Here is a 14,684-nt window from a genome sequence, read left to right on the forward strand (position 1 = left end):
ATCGGCAACCTGCCTGTTTTATTTATAGCCGAATTGTATAATTTGCGCACAAAATGTCTCTAATTCTGTCATAAAAGGCGCATGAGACGATTCTAAGAAGACAAACTGCTCACTGGTTTCATGAATGCGATCGACCGTACTGGCCACCTTTATTGGTACGAGTCCGTCTAAGCGACCATATAAGCGCAAGAAAGGTTTTTCTATGTGGGCCAGTTGATCTCGTAAGTCTACTTCTGCAAGCATTTTAAGCCCTGCAATGAGGGCGTCTTGATGAGGCAATGGCCTTGCCAGTACCGCCCGCTTTAATTGTTTCACATCTTGACGAGCAGAAGGGCTACCCATAGCTTGCAGCGCCATAAAGCGCTCTACTGTGGTTTCAAAATCTTCGACTAGTTGTTCGGTAAACGCACTCAAAACATTAGGCTGAATACCACGCCAAGGCTTATCTGCGGCGAACTTAGGTGAACTGGCAACCGTAATCAATTTATCCACACGTTCAGGATGATGAATCGCAATGTGGGTCGCGACTAAACCACCGAGCGACCAACCAAGCCAAATTGCAGTGTCAGGCGCTTGAGCAAGGATCAACTCCGCCATGCTTGCCATATCTTCGCAAGGGTAATCGCCACTGTGGCCATAGCCGGGCATATCGACAACATGAACCGTAAACTGCTGGGCCAGCTTTTCTTCTACTTGATGCCAAACCGCGCCATTCATCCCCCATCCATGCAACAAAACCAAATCAGGGCCGTTGCCTGTTGTCTGCCAATATAATGGTGCGGTCATGATCTCTTCCTTTGATACTTATCTGGTTCAAAACACATCGTTGATTTTTCAATAGTATCAAGAAGTGCATTAATTGGGAGGTCGAACATGACAAAATGGCTTAGGAAAACCATACATCGCAGCTTTAAAAGTCATTGCCATTTATGTGGCCTTAGCATCGAGTCTAGCTATAGCCAAGGTAGGTGGTGCCAACACTGTCGTACTTTATTTAACGCGGAGCCTAGATGCGCGACTTGTGGGCTGCCGAATATCATAAATGTCGAACGCTGCGGTCAATGCATTTCTTCACCTCCACTATGGCACCGCCTTTATTGCGTTGGCGATTATCAAGCGCCCCTATCCCACTACGTTCATCAAATGAAATTTAATCGTAAATTTTGGTATGCGAAAGAGTTAGCAGAGTTATTAGCGCCACGAATTACAGAACCCGCTCAGGTTATTACTAGCGTCCCTCTTCATTGGCGTCGCCAACTTCTCCGAGGGTATAATCAAAGCGATCACCTAGCAAAAGCACTGTGTGAACAGTTATCGGTGCTTAACCGATACGATCCCAACCTTTTTGTACGAACTCGGCCAACAAAAACTCAACGAGATTTAAGTAAAACAGAACGGCAAATAAATTTAGCTCGCGCCTTTAAACTCAAAACTCCCCCAAAAACAAACCACGTAGCGATTGTTGATGATGTGGTCACGACAGGCAGTACCATCCGACATTTATGTCAATTATTGCTTGAAGTTGGTGTCGAAAAAATCGATATTTACTGCATATGCCGGACTCCTGAACCTAGCTAAGATCCATTTCTTGCCACATCTAGCGGTAAAAACACTGGATCGAAAGCGCAACAGGAGTAAAATAAATCGAATAGTTTACAAAAACACTCAGGTATTAGTCGTGTCGAATTCCATTATAGTTACAGAAAATGCTCAAGTTCACTTTTCTAAGCTGTTAGAACAGCAACCTGAAGGCACTAATATCCGTGTCTTTGTGGTAAACCCAGGTACTCCAAACGCGGAGTGTGGCGTCTCTTACTGCCCACCAGAAGCCGTTGAAGCTTCTGACACAGAATACCCATTCAGTGCTTTCTCTGCTTACGTTGATGAGCTAAGTCTTCCTTTCTTGGAAGATGCAGAAATCGACTACGTAACAGACAAAATGGGCGCTCAGTTAACACTAAAAGCACCTAACGCTAAGATGAAAAAAGTGTCTGATGACGCTTCGTTGGTTGAGCGCGTTGAATACGCCATCCAAACCCAAGTTAACCCGCAACTAGCAGGCCACGGTGGTCACGTAAGCTTAGTTGAAATCACTGAAGATGGCATTGCTATTGTTGCATTCGGTGGTGGTTGTAATGGTTGTTCTATGGTTGACGTGACGCTTAAAGAAGGCATCGAGAAAGAACTGCTTAACCAGTTTGTTGGTGAACTATCAGCGGTACGTGATGCAACAGAGCATGACCGTGGTGAGCATTCTTATTACTAGGAAGTGCTAAGTGCTAAGTGCTAAGTGCTAAGTGCTAAGTGCTAAGTGCTAAGTGCTAAGTGCTAAGTGCTAAGTGCTAAGTGCTAAGTGCTAGATAAAATCAAAAGAAAAGCCAAAGCAAGATATTCTTACTTTGGCTTTTTTGTTTCTTGTCGGTATAGCGCATGCTGCGCTCACCTTTATTCCTGAACTAGAATTTCATTCCATGGCAGTTCTGTATCACCTAACACAATGAAGTTAGGATTTTCTAGTGTTTCTCTTAGGTTATACGACAGCGGCTCAAGTTGAGTATTCAGTATTTTCCCACCGGCTTCAGTGACAATACACTGCGTTGCTGCGGTGTCCCACTCTCCTGTTGGTCCCAGACGAAGGTAACAGTCAGCCGCCCCCTCTGCGACCACACACGCTTTGAGTGCCGCAGAGCCAAGTGGCATCAGCTCATAGTTCCAGTCTGCTGACATACGACGAGTAATGTTGTTGATGTCTTGTCTACGGCTAATGGCCATAGCAATTGATCGACTATCGGGCCCATGCTTATGTACTGCAATCGGCACGCTTTCATCAAGATCAGGGATCTTCCATGCACCTTGGTTATGGTAAGCATAATAAGTCACGCCAGAAACCGGAGCATATACCACACCCATGATCGGTTGGTTATTCTCAACCAAAGCAATAATCGTCGCAAAGTCTCCACTGCGAGCAATAAACTCTTGGGTACCATCAAGCGGGTCGACTAACCAATAGCGATCCCATTGAGAGCGCTTAGCCAAGCTAATATCGGCATCTTCTTCAGACAGTACTGGAATGTCTGGCGTCAATGCGCTGAGCTGCTCCATGATTTGCTTGTGCGCGGCTAAATCGGCACTGGTAACAGGCGTTGCATCCGCCTTGGTGTATTCTTTGTATTCTTTGTTTTCGTAGATCTCTAAAATCAATTGTCCAGCCGCACGAGCGATCTGTATAACGTCTGGGATCAGGGGGGAGAAATCTTGCGCCATCTTGTGCTCCTTACTTTGCCACTTGAGCCAAATAACGTTGTGCCAGCATTAAGGCCGTAATGCTTCGCGCTTCACTGAAATCTAGGTGGGTAAGCAAATCATCCGCTTGCAGCAAAGGCCAGCGAACTAATTGCAATGGCTCGGGCTCATCACCTTGTAGGGTTTCCGGATACAATTCTTGAGCAACAAACAATGTCATACAGCTTGAAAAATATGACGGAGCCAATACCACTTCTTTAAGTGCAATCATACTGTTTGCACCAAAACCTATTTCTTCTTTTAATTCACGTTGTGCGGCTTGTTCTGCTGATTCTCCCGGATCAATTAATCCTTTAGGAAAACCCAATTCATAGCGGTCTGTTCCCGCAGCGTACTCACGCACCATGAGCAAGTCACCTTGTTCTGTGACTGGTACTATCATCACCGCATGGCGCCCACTTGGCTTCATGCGCTCATAAGTGCGTTCTTCCCCATTAGAAAACCGCAAATCTAAAGACTCTATAGTAAAGAGTTTAGATTGAGCCACGGTGTTTGTAGCTAAAATTTCAGGCTTTTTAAGTTTTGCCATGTTATTTCCACTGTGCGCTAAATCGATAACTCAATATAGCATCAATTTATAAATCTATTTTAACACTGATGCAATAGTATCAATGCCGATCTTAAAGCTGTTTCTCTCACACCAAGAGCGTTAAAAAAAACCAGCTAAAGTGGGACTCGTCCTGCGTAATTCAGTTTGTACTGGCCTTGGCTATTTGGCGATCCTAGCCACTGTAACTGCCCCCTCATCCCCGCAGGAAAAGTTGCTCCTGGCTTAAACCAACCACTAGCTTTATAGGTCATATCTGGCGATAAGCTAGCTTCAAATTCGCTGCTTAACTGGTCGTTGTTTTGCCCACCTTTTGCTACGAGCTGGCTACTTTGGCATTGTATATTCGCAACGATTGGCCCAGCTTCTAATGCCCCTAATGGGCTATCTACTCGGCTTTGATTCCACACCACACTGCCCTGCGCACTCTGACACCAAGGTTGTGCATAAACAAAATGCTTGATGGCAACTTCTAACTGGCCGTCAACATCAATTGGTACTGGTAAAGTCGCGAACATTAACGCTTTTTCAGCTGGCATCGCCGCTAAGATATTTTCACCGTAGAAACCAGAAAGGCCTATGCCAACATTACCTTTGCCAGTAAGCTTAACGCTACTGCCACGACCGAACCTTAGCCTGAACTCCGCTTTGGCTTTTAACAATTGGCTTGGCTGAAAATCCCAGGTTAATTGCCCATAAGTACGCCCTTGCCAATGCACATTTTCTACTTGCCCTTGCCATACCGTACCCTGCACACCGGATAAATTAAGGCCACGAACCTTTGGCATATTGTCCACCAGCAACCCTGCTGGTAAGTGGGCCACTAAACTGGCTAACAGCACTACGACAAAAACCGAAATGTAACCAATAATACGTTTCAACTGATTTGCTCCGCTTTCATTTATTCGACTCGCTTTAATTGCAGTCTGTTAACTTCTACTTGCCCCAACGTTTCGGTACGGCTCAAATCTAAAAACTCCACATCAATGCCTTGCTGAGCTTGAATGTAAGCCAACCAATTGACTAATTGATTAAACGGAATGGGCTGAATCCACACTTGTAGACTTTCTCCGCGAGGTTGCATTCGAATCAACTCCACCTTGAATCGAGCGGTCGATGACGAAACGACTTGATTCAGTGGTTGAGTCGACGGGCTGGCTGACGAGCCATTCGCACCTCTTAAAGACACAATGGCATTGGCAGAGTTTTTCACCCATACCAACAACTGTTGCTCAGACTGAATTCGCGCTTTGGCGTTTTCTGAACGCTGATCGAGCGGTGATACTACCCCCCAATACAAGGCACCCAACAGCAGAACAATGCTACCACCTAGTACCATACGCTGCTCTCGTTGTGAAATAGAGTTCCACCATGCGATAACTTGATTCATGATTTTCTCCTAATCACATAGCTGCCGAACACGTCTGCTCCATTGCGATTCAACTGGCCTTGCTCAACACTAAAATGCTCAGATAATTCGCTTCTCACTGCTTCAAAAGATTGAAAGTCTTTGGCTTTGGCTTGAATTCTAATTTCATTACGCGTGCCGTCGAACCTCATACTGATCACTTCCATCGACTCCACTATAGTGAGCGATTGAGGTAATTGAGCAAGCCAAACCAATAAAGAATCTTGAGTCTGACCACCAGACAGGCGTGATTCTTCCGTGGTCATTTGTCTTTTAAGGTAACTCACGGTCGGGATTTTACGTTTGCCCGGAAATACGTCGCGGAAAATACGTTCACTTTCGGCTCGGTATTGCGCTGCTTGCTGTTCATAAAGCTGAACTTCAAACCAATTTTGAGCCACCATGACCGTTAGCAACAACACGGCAGCGACCGCAACTTTCTGCCACACTTTCCAATGCTTTAACCAAGAAGACGTTGCTTTAAACTCACCCGTCAGCAGGTTCACTTTAGAAAGCAGTGCGCCTTTGGTCAAAATGGCCATCACTAATTCGGCGTCACCTTGTTGCCAGTCGCCACTTAATTTCTCATGGTTTTCCGGTCGTGGTGTGTAAGCCGTGATCGTCACATCATGTTGAATCGGTGCGACTTCGTCTTGTTCATCAGTGTCATCTGATTCTTCAACCCGATTGTATTTTTCTTTAGGTAACACCGACGTCCATGCTGGGTCGTCCATGATGTTGAGCCAGTCGCTCTCTAGCATAAAACCCTGGTTTTCACCGGAGCGAAACAGCCATTGTTGCTCTATTTGCACCGCCGATACTTGCTGCCCAGCTAAGGCTTTGTTTTCTAAAAGGGGCAGAGCTAAGCAATCAGGTAATGCTTGTTTTACGTGAATACCATGCTTTTTAAAGGTCTCTAGCCAGTTTGCAAGGTAGTCTCGTTTCACAGCAGAAAATGACGCCAAATTGCCGGACTTTGCCAACACATTAAAATGCAGTTCATCGACATCTTCTGCAACATCGTCCTCGACTAAAAATGGCAACATAGCCGCCAATTGACGAGATGCACCCGCCGGTAATTCTATCTGCTTGATCAACACATCACTGCTGGGGATCAACATAATCGTTGGACGTTGTTTAGCGTATTCGCTCAGCTCACCAAGCTGCTCTGTGCTTTGCAATTCGCCACTGGCTATCACTTCTTGCTGGCTCACAGACCAGACTAGCCATTGAATTGGCTCGCATGCCTGACTATTTAGCCTGACGGTCAGAAACTCGCTCACTCATTCCTCCAAATCGGCGACGTACGATCACCGTTTTCTTTTTATCTTTGCTATAAAGCAGGCTACGTAATCTCACTCGTGATTGCTCAACTAAGATTTGCGCATCGACTTCAAAATACTGACTGTCCACCGACAAATAAGGCTTTGCCAATTTCCGTGTGTTTTCATTAACTGAACTGACGCTTGCTTCTGCTAAAAAGTCATCGACGCTTTGCCAACCATCATACTTACGGTTATTCACTAACTCTTTGGCATTTTGTTCACTTAAATAAGGCTGAAACAATGCAACTAAAATGGCCGACTGTTTTTCGTCTATCGTATTGACGTTCAACTTCCATTCTTTGGTCGGCAACGCACAAAGCAATGGCGACATATTATGCATAATTTCATTGCTGACTTGATTCACAGCTCGAAATTCACTGCTATCTGCGATGAACCCATTGGGTGCTAAATACGGTGGCTGCATGCTTTCATAGGTGCTGTCTTCTGCACCAGAATTCGACTGTACCGTGCTATTGCTATCAACGAACTCCCAACTAGAGTCTGAAATCACTTCTGACAAGTAAGGCTCTACACCTTGCTGCTCCAACAAAGATCGCAGCACTTTCACCAAATAAGGGCTTTGGTTATCGGTATTGTTATTCATATCGCTGGCTAACACATTGAGGTTAAAGCACGCTTGTTTGTCCACAACTTTACCAATCGCTTGCCCGTAATCGAGGGGATACTGCTGTTCTTCAATCGCCCATGGTTGGCTCAAGTTAATGGTGTCGTTGTCTTTATAACTTTGTTCGATACCTGCTTTTGCTAATGCTTCCACACCAACGCTATACCAATATGCTTGCTGGTGATTCACTTGGCTGGTTGCACGCTTAAAGTTGGTAAACAGCCGCTCAGACATGGTCGCCGCAATGGCCGTCATCACCGCCAACAGCAGTAACACCATGATGAGTGCAACACCGGATTGCTTGTGTCGCCCAGTATTTGGGTAACTTTGACGATTATTAGCTCTCATCGTCAGTCTCACTGCCTTTGGCTTCAAGCTCGCCAGCTGGCGTTAAGTAGATTCGCTCGACTTCGCCGTAATCTTTGAGCGTCAGTACAATAGAAACCGCCGCGGGTAATGCATTGGCTTTGGTCCACTCTTTAAGCCAGGCGCTGCCATCATAAAAAGTGGCGCTCATCGACTCAACGTCCTCTAATATCGGCCTAAAAATGGGTTCTTGCCCTGCGGGCGTATCCGCGTATCGCCACCACACTCGTTCTAGCTTTTCGTCACGGACTCGATAGCCAACTTTGGTGACTTCGCCCCGTGGAAATATCTGTTGTGGGTTCTGCCAGCCCAAACGAGAAAATACGATGCCCTTACCATCCGAATCTAATAGGTAATCACCGTATTGCAGTAATGTTTTCGATGCCGCTTCGCCATCAGTACGATGTTGACGCACCGCCATTTGACGAAAGTCATTGTCCATAAATACCAACGATCGCTGTAGCTGTTGCAATCGTGTTGTCTTTTCCAGTGAGAGCTCATTACTGCGCTGCACCTGATTCACCACTTGATAAGCCGCCATGCTCAGACTAGCAAACACGGTTATCGCCACCAGCACTTCAATCAGTGTGAAGCCTTGACTGAATTTTCGTTTTTTCATTGAGCGCTTAAGGTGCGACATAACTGCGCACCGTCACTAAACTGCTTTTGTATGCTTTGTCTTTACCCACCGATACGTCGACCGCATTGATGATGCCAAGCCCAGTATTAATTGGAGTAACTTTCCAATACCAGGTTTGGCCAGCCAATTCCGACTGACCTTTTTTTTCAGACTTAGGCGCACTGCCTAGCATGACTTTTGCCATTTGATTGTCCACGACCATAGCCGCAAAGGTCTTTTCTTCTAAATAAGCCAAAGTATTGATGTGCTGACTAACCGAACGCACCACGCTGATTGCTGCGGTTGCAAAGATCGCTAACGCCACCAGCACTTCAATCAAGGTCATGCCTTGATTGGCTTTTTTGTTCCCACGAGTTCGGTGCTTAAAAGCCATTTTTTGACTCCTCTGCATCCAAACTTTCACCCGGGGCATGCAAGGTTATGAGCCCAGCCTCCGAGACTTTAATTCGCCAGCCATCTTGGTCTTCATTACCTACATTAGGGTAAAAAGACAAAACAAACGGGGTGATTTCTCCGCTAGATAGCACCATGACTTGAGGTGGCGGCAAATTTTTCTTTTTCTTTTCTTCATCAGCGAACATGTCTTCATCAAACAGACCGCCGGGCTTAAACAGCCTCTCGTCTTGCGCCCAACCTTCATCGCCCATACGCAAAGAGAGTGCGAGTTCTGGCTCTAGCTCCATTTCACTGTAAGTGGGGTTGTCGTCGACCAGTTGCCAGCCATCAAGATTTAAGTACATGAAGCGATAGCGACCTTTCACATCGTCCGCCCATAAGCCGTAATCCTGGCCATTGAGTACTGCGTCTTCGTTCAACAATTGCAGGCGTTGATACAAACGGTATGCTTGTTCACTGGCAATATCTTCATTACTTTCAGGCAGGTTCACGATGACCGCCACCGCACTCAATGAGAGCAGTACCAGTACCAGCATGATTTCTATTAGGGTAAATCCCTTTTGTACGACTCGCATAACCTGCCTTGGTAAGGCCCCGTAAACGAAGCCCATTATTATTACTGGAAGTCTTGCATGTTCCAGTTGCCAATATCCGCTTGAGCGCCTTCTCCGCCTTCTTGAGCGTCTGCGCCTAGAGTAAAGATATCGATGTTGCCATTATCACCAGGGCTCAAGTATTGGTATTCATTACCCCATGGGTCATTTGGCAAACGTCTGATGTAACCATCATTTCGGTAGTTACGCGGCTCTGGGCTTGCCGATGGCTTAGAAACCAACGCCTCAAGACCTTGATCCGTCGTTGGGTATACGCTGTTATCTAACTTATACATATCCAGCGCGTTCTCGAGTGCAACGATGTCAGTGATCGCTTTTTGTTGATCCGCTTTTTCTTTGTTGCCTAACAAGTTAGGGACAACAACACTCGCCAACACGCCAAGGATCACTACCACTACCATGACTTCAAGTAGCGTAAAGCCAGACTGTTTTTTATTCATTTTATGATTCATTTTTCCTCCGAACGAAAAGCATCATGTTTCAAAACGACATGAGGCCAAAAATATTGTGTAGAAGTTCTAAAAGCTAAGTTCTAAAAGCTAAGTTCTAAAAGCTAAGTTCTAAAAGCTCGATGAAAGCAAAGGTGGAGAAGCGAAGCAATGTCGCAAAGCGTTTTACCGAAGATAAACTCTAAGTATTCAACGTCAATAACTTAGCGCTTCTTTTTTAATGCTTAGCTTTTCGTGCTTCGAATTTCGCTTTTATCTCTTAGTACTTCCTGACACCAAATTGTTCAATTCCAATATCGGCATCAAGGTTGCGATCACGATAAACAACACGATGCCAGCCATAAATACGATCAGCAAGGGCTCGAATATACCCAAGGCCATTGCCACTAAGGACTCAAAATCTCGGTCTTGATTATCCGCCGCTCGTGTCAGCATTTGTTCTAGCTCACCACTTTGTTCACCACTGGCAATCATGTGTAACATCATGGGTGGGAACAGCTTGGTTTGTTCTAGTGATTTACGCAGACTGGCGCCTTCGCGCACCTTATCTGCAGCAATCAATACCTGTTCTTTCACGTACTGATTGCTCATTACATCGGCCGCAACTTTCATACCATCCAGCAATGGAATGGCACTTGAAGTACAAATAGATAAAGTACGTGCAAAACGAGAGGTATTGAGCCCTCGTGCTACTTTGCCTATTACCGGTAAGTACAGTATTCGCCTGTCCCACGCTAAACGGAACTTAGGGCGGCGCAATGCAACTTTCAGCAACATAATGAGGCCGAGAATAACCAGCACCAACACGATGCCCCAGTTCTGCACAAAATTACTGGCAGACAATAAGATTTCGGTCGATGTCGGCAGCTTTTGCCCCATTTGAACAAACTGGTCGACGATTTTTGGCACGACCGTCGCAAGCAAGAACGCCACCACGCTGACCGCAATTAACGTCAGCATGACAGGGTAAATCAGGGCTTGTTGCAACTTAGAACGCATTTTCTGACGATTTTCAGCGTAGTCTGCAAGACGATCTAATACGGTGTCTAAGTGACCGGATTTCTCTCCAGCCGCAACCATCGCTCGGAATAAATCATCAAACACATGCGGGTAGTCGCCTAAGCTGTCTGATAAGGTGTAGCCTTCAACAACGCGAGAACGCACCGAGACCAGCATGGTTCGAATGCGCGGTTTGTCGCTTTGTTCAGCAACGGCTTTAATGCACTCTTCTAAAGGCATCCCGGCCTGCACAAGCGTTGATAGTTGACGAGTGATCAAAGCCAACTCGTTGGTGCTGATGCCACGCTGAAAGGTGAATCCACTCGCACTGGCTTTTGCTGCCTTTGCTTTGGTTTCAATCACTTCAACGGGAATAAGCCCTAACTCTTTTAGTTTCTGGCGCACCTGACGAGCGTTATCACCTTCGATCGCCCCTTTTTTCTGTTTGCCTTTTGCGTCAAGCGCTTTGTATTCAAATGCTGCCATTAGACTTCCTTGGTGACTCTCATCACTTCTTCAAGTGTGGTAATCCCTTGGCGAACCTTTTTCAATCCATCATCCCTAATCGTCGGGGTGTTGTCTCGAATGGCTTTTTCAATGCTTTGTTCACCGGCTTCATTGTGAATCAGTTCTTGTACCGCATCATCAATCACCAGCATTTCATGAATACCGGTTCGGCCTCGATAGCCTTTATGATTACAGTGTTCACAACCCACCGCTTTGTATAATTTCAATTCTTCTTTTTTCTTTAATCCGAACAGTTTTCTTTGCGTCTTATCCGCCTTGTACGGTTCTTTGCAGTTTGGGCATAAAGTACGAACAAGCCGCTGAGCTAAGACACCCAATAACGAAGATGAAATAAGGAAAGGTTCAATACCCATATCACGTAAGCGAGTGATAGCACCTACAGCGGTATTGGTGTGTAGGGTCGACATCACCAAGTGGCCAGTCAGTGAGGCTTGTACGCCAATTTGAGCGGTTTCGAGATCTCGAATTTCACCGACCATCACCACATCCGGATCTTGACGCAAAATAGCACGCAATCCACGAGCAAAGGTCATGTCCACTTTTGGGTTCACTTGTGTTTGTCCGATGCCATCGATATCAAATTCGATCGGATCTTCTACTGTTAAGATGTTGCTTTCAGTGCTATTGAGCTCTTGTAGCCCCGCGTACAGAGTGGTCGATTTACCTGAGCCCGTTGGGCCTGTGACCAAAATAATACCGTGAGGACGTTTTATCAGGCCTTGGAATGCCACATGATTTTCAGGTGTCATGCCTAGGCTGTGTAAATCTAAGCGGGTGGCGTTTTTATCCAGCAAACGCATGACCACTCGTTCGCCATGAGATGATGGCATGGTAGATACACGTACATCGACCGCTCGGCCACCAATACGCAAAGAAATACGACCATCTTGTGGAACGCGTTTTTCAGCAATATCCAGCTTCGCCATGACTTTTACACGAGAAACCAACAAAGGTGCTAACTTACGGCTAGGCGCTAAAACTTCACGCAAAACGCCGTCAACACGAAAACGAATAGAAAGTGACTTTTCGAACGTCTCAATGTGAATGTCCGATGCCCCTTCTTTAATTGCTTCACCTAACATGGCGTTGATCAATTTGATGATGGGCGCATCGTCTTCCGATTCTAAAAGGTCTTCATTTTGCGGTAACTCTTCCGCTAACGAGAAGAAGTCGTCATTGTCGGCGCCGATGTCTTCCATCAGTTGACGCGCTTCTGATGAATCACGCTGATACAACTCCGTCAGCTTCACATCAAACTCAGCCAAACTTAATTCAACCGGCGTAAACTTGCCTTGGCTCACTCGACGAACTTCGGTCAATGTGGCCAAATTCAAAGGGGCAACATAGTACAAGCTCGGTACTTGCTCAGGATGTTCAGAGCTTTCCATTGCCACTTTATGACGGTTAGCAAAGGCAAATGGCAACCGAATATAGTTACCAGAAACCACTAAAGTGTCGGCCATTACTTCGCCTCCAACTGCTCGATAAAGGCTTGAATTTCAGCAGGATGTTGAATGTCATCACCGAACTTAGGCAAAACAGGAATGTTTGAATCATCCATCAGTTTCAACCCTTGATCGGCTTTAAATAATTGCTCAGCACGAATGTAGTTGTATTTACGCTGGCTAATACCATCTGCTGTCACGCCATCACGGATGATGGTTGGTTTAATGAAGACCATTAGGTTTTTCTTCTCAACCTGGGTGCTGGTCGACTTAAACAAATGGCCAAGTACGGGTATATCACCTAGGAATGGGATTTTAGATTCACTTTCTAATGCACGCTCATCAATCAAGCCACCAAGCACCAGCATTTGACCATCTTGTACCATGACAGATGTGTTTAACTGACGTTTAGCAAAACGTACATCAACGGCACCTTGTGCGCCCAAAACGTTTGATACTTCTTGCTCAATGACCAATTGCACCGAGTCGCCTTCGTTTATTTGTGGCACTACTTTCAGCTTAATGCCCACTTCTTTACGTTCAACGGTTTGGAATGGATTACTGTTGCTAGAGCTTGCGGTTGAACCTGTGATCACAGGAACTTCTTCACCAACTATGAACGACGCTTCGCCGTTATCCATTACAGTAATACTTGGTGATGAAAGAATATTGGAATTTGAATCGCTGGAAACGGCACTAATAAGGGCTGTCCAGTCACCAAGCATCACGCTCACTGCTGCGCCGTTAACGCCACCTAAAGCGGTAGCGAGCGCACTATAGTCACCTTTTGTTGTCGTGGTTTCGTTTCTTAAGAATTTACCATCAGAATCATAAACCGCTTTGACAGTTTCTGTATCTTTGGCTTTTTCCATACCTACCATGACACTACCAATTGGCGCTCCAGTATTAGAATACTGAATCATAGCACCGGTGCTCATGTTGCCCCATTGAACACCCAAATTCGCACCGTCGCCTTCGGCCATTTCAACGATCATCGCTTCGATCAGAACTTGAGCGCGGCGAATATCCAATTGAGCGATCACTTCTTCAAGTGCCCCCATGATATCGGTTGGCGCCGTTAGCACTAACGCATTGGTGCCTTTGTGCGCGGCAATCATCACTTCATCTCGTTTCGTTGATGATTTACTGCTGCTACTTTTGCCCGCTTGTAGGTTTTCAGATACACCTTTGAGCACTTCTACCATGTCTTCCGCTTTTGCGTACTTAAGGTAAACAACGCGGTTATTGCCCTTTGATGCCATTTCTACATCAAGTTGTTCGATTAACTTTTTGATGCGCTGACGAACTTGTGGGTCACCAGAAATCAAAACGGAGTTCGTGCGGTCATCGGCCACCAATTTAGGCTGTAAAAAGGCAGGGGTATTTTTCGCATCGGTCGATTTATTCAAGGCTTCGACGATTCTCACCATTTCCGCTGCTGAAGCATTTTCTAGCTCAACGACATCAATGCCTTTATCACCAGCACGGTCGACACGTTCAATGATTTCAGCAAGTCTATTAACTACCGCTGCTCGTCCTGTAATCAAAATGATGTTGGCTGGGTCGTAGTGCACTACGTTACCCGCACCGGCATTATCATTTAGCTGTCGAAGCAATGGCGAGAGTTCTCGCACGGAAACATTACGAACCGCGACAACCCGTGTAATAACGGCATCACCTTCTACACGTGTTTCATCGCCCACGACGGGAATCGCTGCAATTTTGGCGTCTTTATCACGAATGATTTTTAGAACGCCGTTTTCCATTTCAACTGCAGCAAAGCCGTACACTTCCAAAACGTTTAGAAAAAAGTGGTAGTACTGCTCTTCATTTAACACATCGTAGCTGCGCACATCAATATTGCCTCGAATTGCAGGGTCAACAATGATGGTTTTTTCTAAATTACGTCCAACGATATTAATGAATTCTTTAATATCTGTGCCTTTAAAGCTGGCGCTGAATTCATTTGCCATAATAGGCGAACAAACTAAGCTTCCTGCTAACAGCCATGTGCCCTTGTTAAACCAACGTTTCACTTT

The 14,684-nt window shown here is 45.8% G+C and carries 16 protein-coding genes; 2 read left to right on the forward strand and 14 right to left on the reverse strand.

Annotation, left to right across the window (positions count from 1 at the left end):
- Positions 1 to 18: 18 nt before the first annotated feature.
- Positions 19 to 786 (reverse strand): pimeloyl-ACP methyl ester esterase BioH, encoded by a 768-nt coding sequence (gene bioH, locus QWZ04_RS04260; protein WP_290325290.1) that lies wholly within the window; start codon positions 784 to 786, stop codon positions 19 to 21.
- Between the two features lie 87 nt (positions 787 to 873).
- Here bioH and QWZ04_RS04265 point away from each other — a divergent pair, with 87 nt between their 5' ends.
- Positions 874 to 1,578: a ComF family protein gene (locus QWZ04_RS04265; protein ID WP_290325292.1), complete on the forward strand. Its 705-nt coding sequence runs from the start codon at positions 874 to 876 to the stop codon at positions 1,576 to 1,578.
- A 100-nt stretch (positions 1,579 to 1,678) separates the two neighbouring features.
- Positions 1,679 to 2,266 carry a Fe-S biogenesis protein NfuA gene (gene nfuA, locus QWZ04_RS04270; protein WP_290325293.1) on the forward strand — a complete coding sequence of 196 codons (588 nt, stop codon included), beginning with the start codon at positions 1,679 to 1,681 and terminating at the stop codon, positions 2,264 to 2,266.
- A gap of 179 nt (positions 2,267 to 2,445) precedes the next feature.
- Here nfuA and cysQ read toward each other — a convergent pair whose 3' ends face one another.
- From cysQ to gspD, 13 genes are all read right to left on the reverse strand, one after another.
- A complete protein-coding gene (gene cysQ / locus QWZ04_RS04275) occupies positions 2,446 to 3,264 on the reverse strand; it encodes a 3'(2'),5'-bisphosphate nucleotidase CysQ (protein WP_290325294.1) in 819 nt (272 codons plus the stop codon).
- Positions 3,265 to 3,274: 10 nt separating this feature from the next.
- Positions 3,275 to 3,832: an ADP compounds hydrolase NudE gene (gene nudE / locus QWZ04_RS04280; protein ID WP_290325295.1), complete on the reverse strand. Its 558-nt coding sequence runs from the start codon at positions 3,830 to 3,832 to the stop codon at positions 3,275 to 3,277.
- 134 nt (positions 3,833 to 3,966) lie between these two features.
- Complete coding sequence (locus tag QWZ04_RS04285; protein WP_290325297.1) at positions 3,967 to 4,731, reverse strand: type II secretion system protein N; 765 nt, start codon at positions 4,729 to 4,731, stop codon at positions 3,967 to 3,969.
- Positions 4,732 to 4,751: 20 nt separating this feature from the next.
- Entirely contained in the window at positions 4,752 to 5,240 is a 489-nt protein-coding gene (locus QWZ04_RS04290; RefSeq protein ID WP_290325300.1) for a type II secretion system protein M, read from the reverse strand.
- Positions 5,237 to 6,541: a type II secretion system protein GspL gene (gspL, locus tag QWZ04_RS04295; RefSeq protein ID WP_290325302.1), complete on the reverse strand. Its 1,305-nt coding sequence runs from the start codon at positions 6,539 to 6,541 to the stop codon at positions 5,237 to 5,239. Before gspL ends, QWZ04_RS04290 begins: the two co-directional genes overlap by 4 nt.
- On the reverse strand, positions 6,510 to 7,556 hold the full coding sequence (gene gspK / locus QWZ04_RS04300; RefSeq protein WP_290325303.1) for a type II secretion system minor pseudopilin GspK: 1,047 nt from the start codon (positions 7,554 to 7,556) through the stop codon (positions 6,510 to 6,512). Before gspK ends, gspL begins: the two co-directional genes overlap by 32 nt.
- Positions 7,546 to 8,214 (reverse strand): type II secretion system minor pseudopilin GspJ, encoded by a 669-nt coding sequence (gspJ, locus tag QWZ04_RS04305; RefSeq protein WP_290325305.1) that lies wholly within the window; start codon positions 8,212 to 8,214, stop codon positions 7,546 to 7,548. Before gspJ ends, gspK begins: the two co-directional genes overlap by 11 nt.
- Positions 8,201 to 8,587: a type II secretion system minor pseudopilin GspI gene (gene gspI, locus QWZ04_RS04310; protein WP_290325307.1), complete on the reverse strand. Its 387-nt coding sequence runs from the start codon at positions 8,585 to 8,587 to the stop codon at positions 8,201 to 8,203. Before gspI ends, gspJ begins: the two co-directional genes overlap by 14 nt.
- Positions 8,577 to 9,185 carry a type II secretion system minor pseudopilin GspH gene (gene gspH, locus QWZ04_RS04315; RefSeq protein WP_290325309.1) on the reverse strand — a complete coding sequence of 203 codons (609 nt, stop codon included), beginning with the start codon at positions 9,183 to 9,185 and terminating at the stop codon, positions 8,577 to 8,579. Before gspH ends, gspI begins: the two co-directional genes overlap by 11 nt.
- A gap of 41 nt (positions 9,186 to 9,226) precedes the next feature.
- On the reverse strand, positions 9,227 to 9,676 hold the full coding sequence (gene gspG / locus QWZ04_RS04320; protein ID WP_290325311.1) for a type II secretion system major pseudopilin GspG: 450 nt from the start codon (positions 9,674 to 9,676) through the stop codon (positions 9,227 to 9,229).
- Between the two features lie 249 nt (positions 9,677 to 9,925).
- The gene (gene gspF / locus QWZ04_RS04325) at positions 9,926 to 11,158 is read right to left on the reverse strand and encodes a type II secretion system inner membrane protein GspF (protein WP_290325313.1); all 1,233 of its coding nucleotides are present in this window, start codon (positions 11,156 to 11,158) and stop codon (positions 9,926 to 9,928) included.
- Entirely contained in the window at positions 11,158 to 12,663 is a 1,506-nt protein-coding gene (gene gspE, locus QWZ04_RS04330; protein WP_290325316.1) for a type II secretion system ATPase GspE, read from the reverse strand. The genes gspF and gspE overlap by 1 nt, the downstream gene beginning before the upstream one ends.
- Positions 12,663 to 14,681, reverse strand: coding sequence for a type II secretion system secretin GspD (gene gspD / locus QWZ04_RS04335; protein WP_290325318.1), 2,019 nt, complete (start codon positions 14,679 to 14,681; stop codon positions 12,663 to 12,665). Before gspD ends, gspE begins: the two co-directional genes overlap by 1 nt.
- Between the last annotated feature and the right edge of the window lie 3 nt (positions 14,682 to 14,684).

It is taken from the genome of Vibrio tapetis subsp. quintayensis (genome assembly GCF_030409945.1).
GTDB lineage: Bacteria > Pseudomonadota > Gammaproteobacteria > Enterobacterales > Vibrionaceae > Vibrio > Vibrio quintayensis.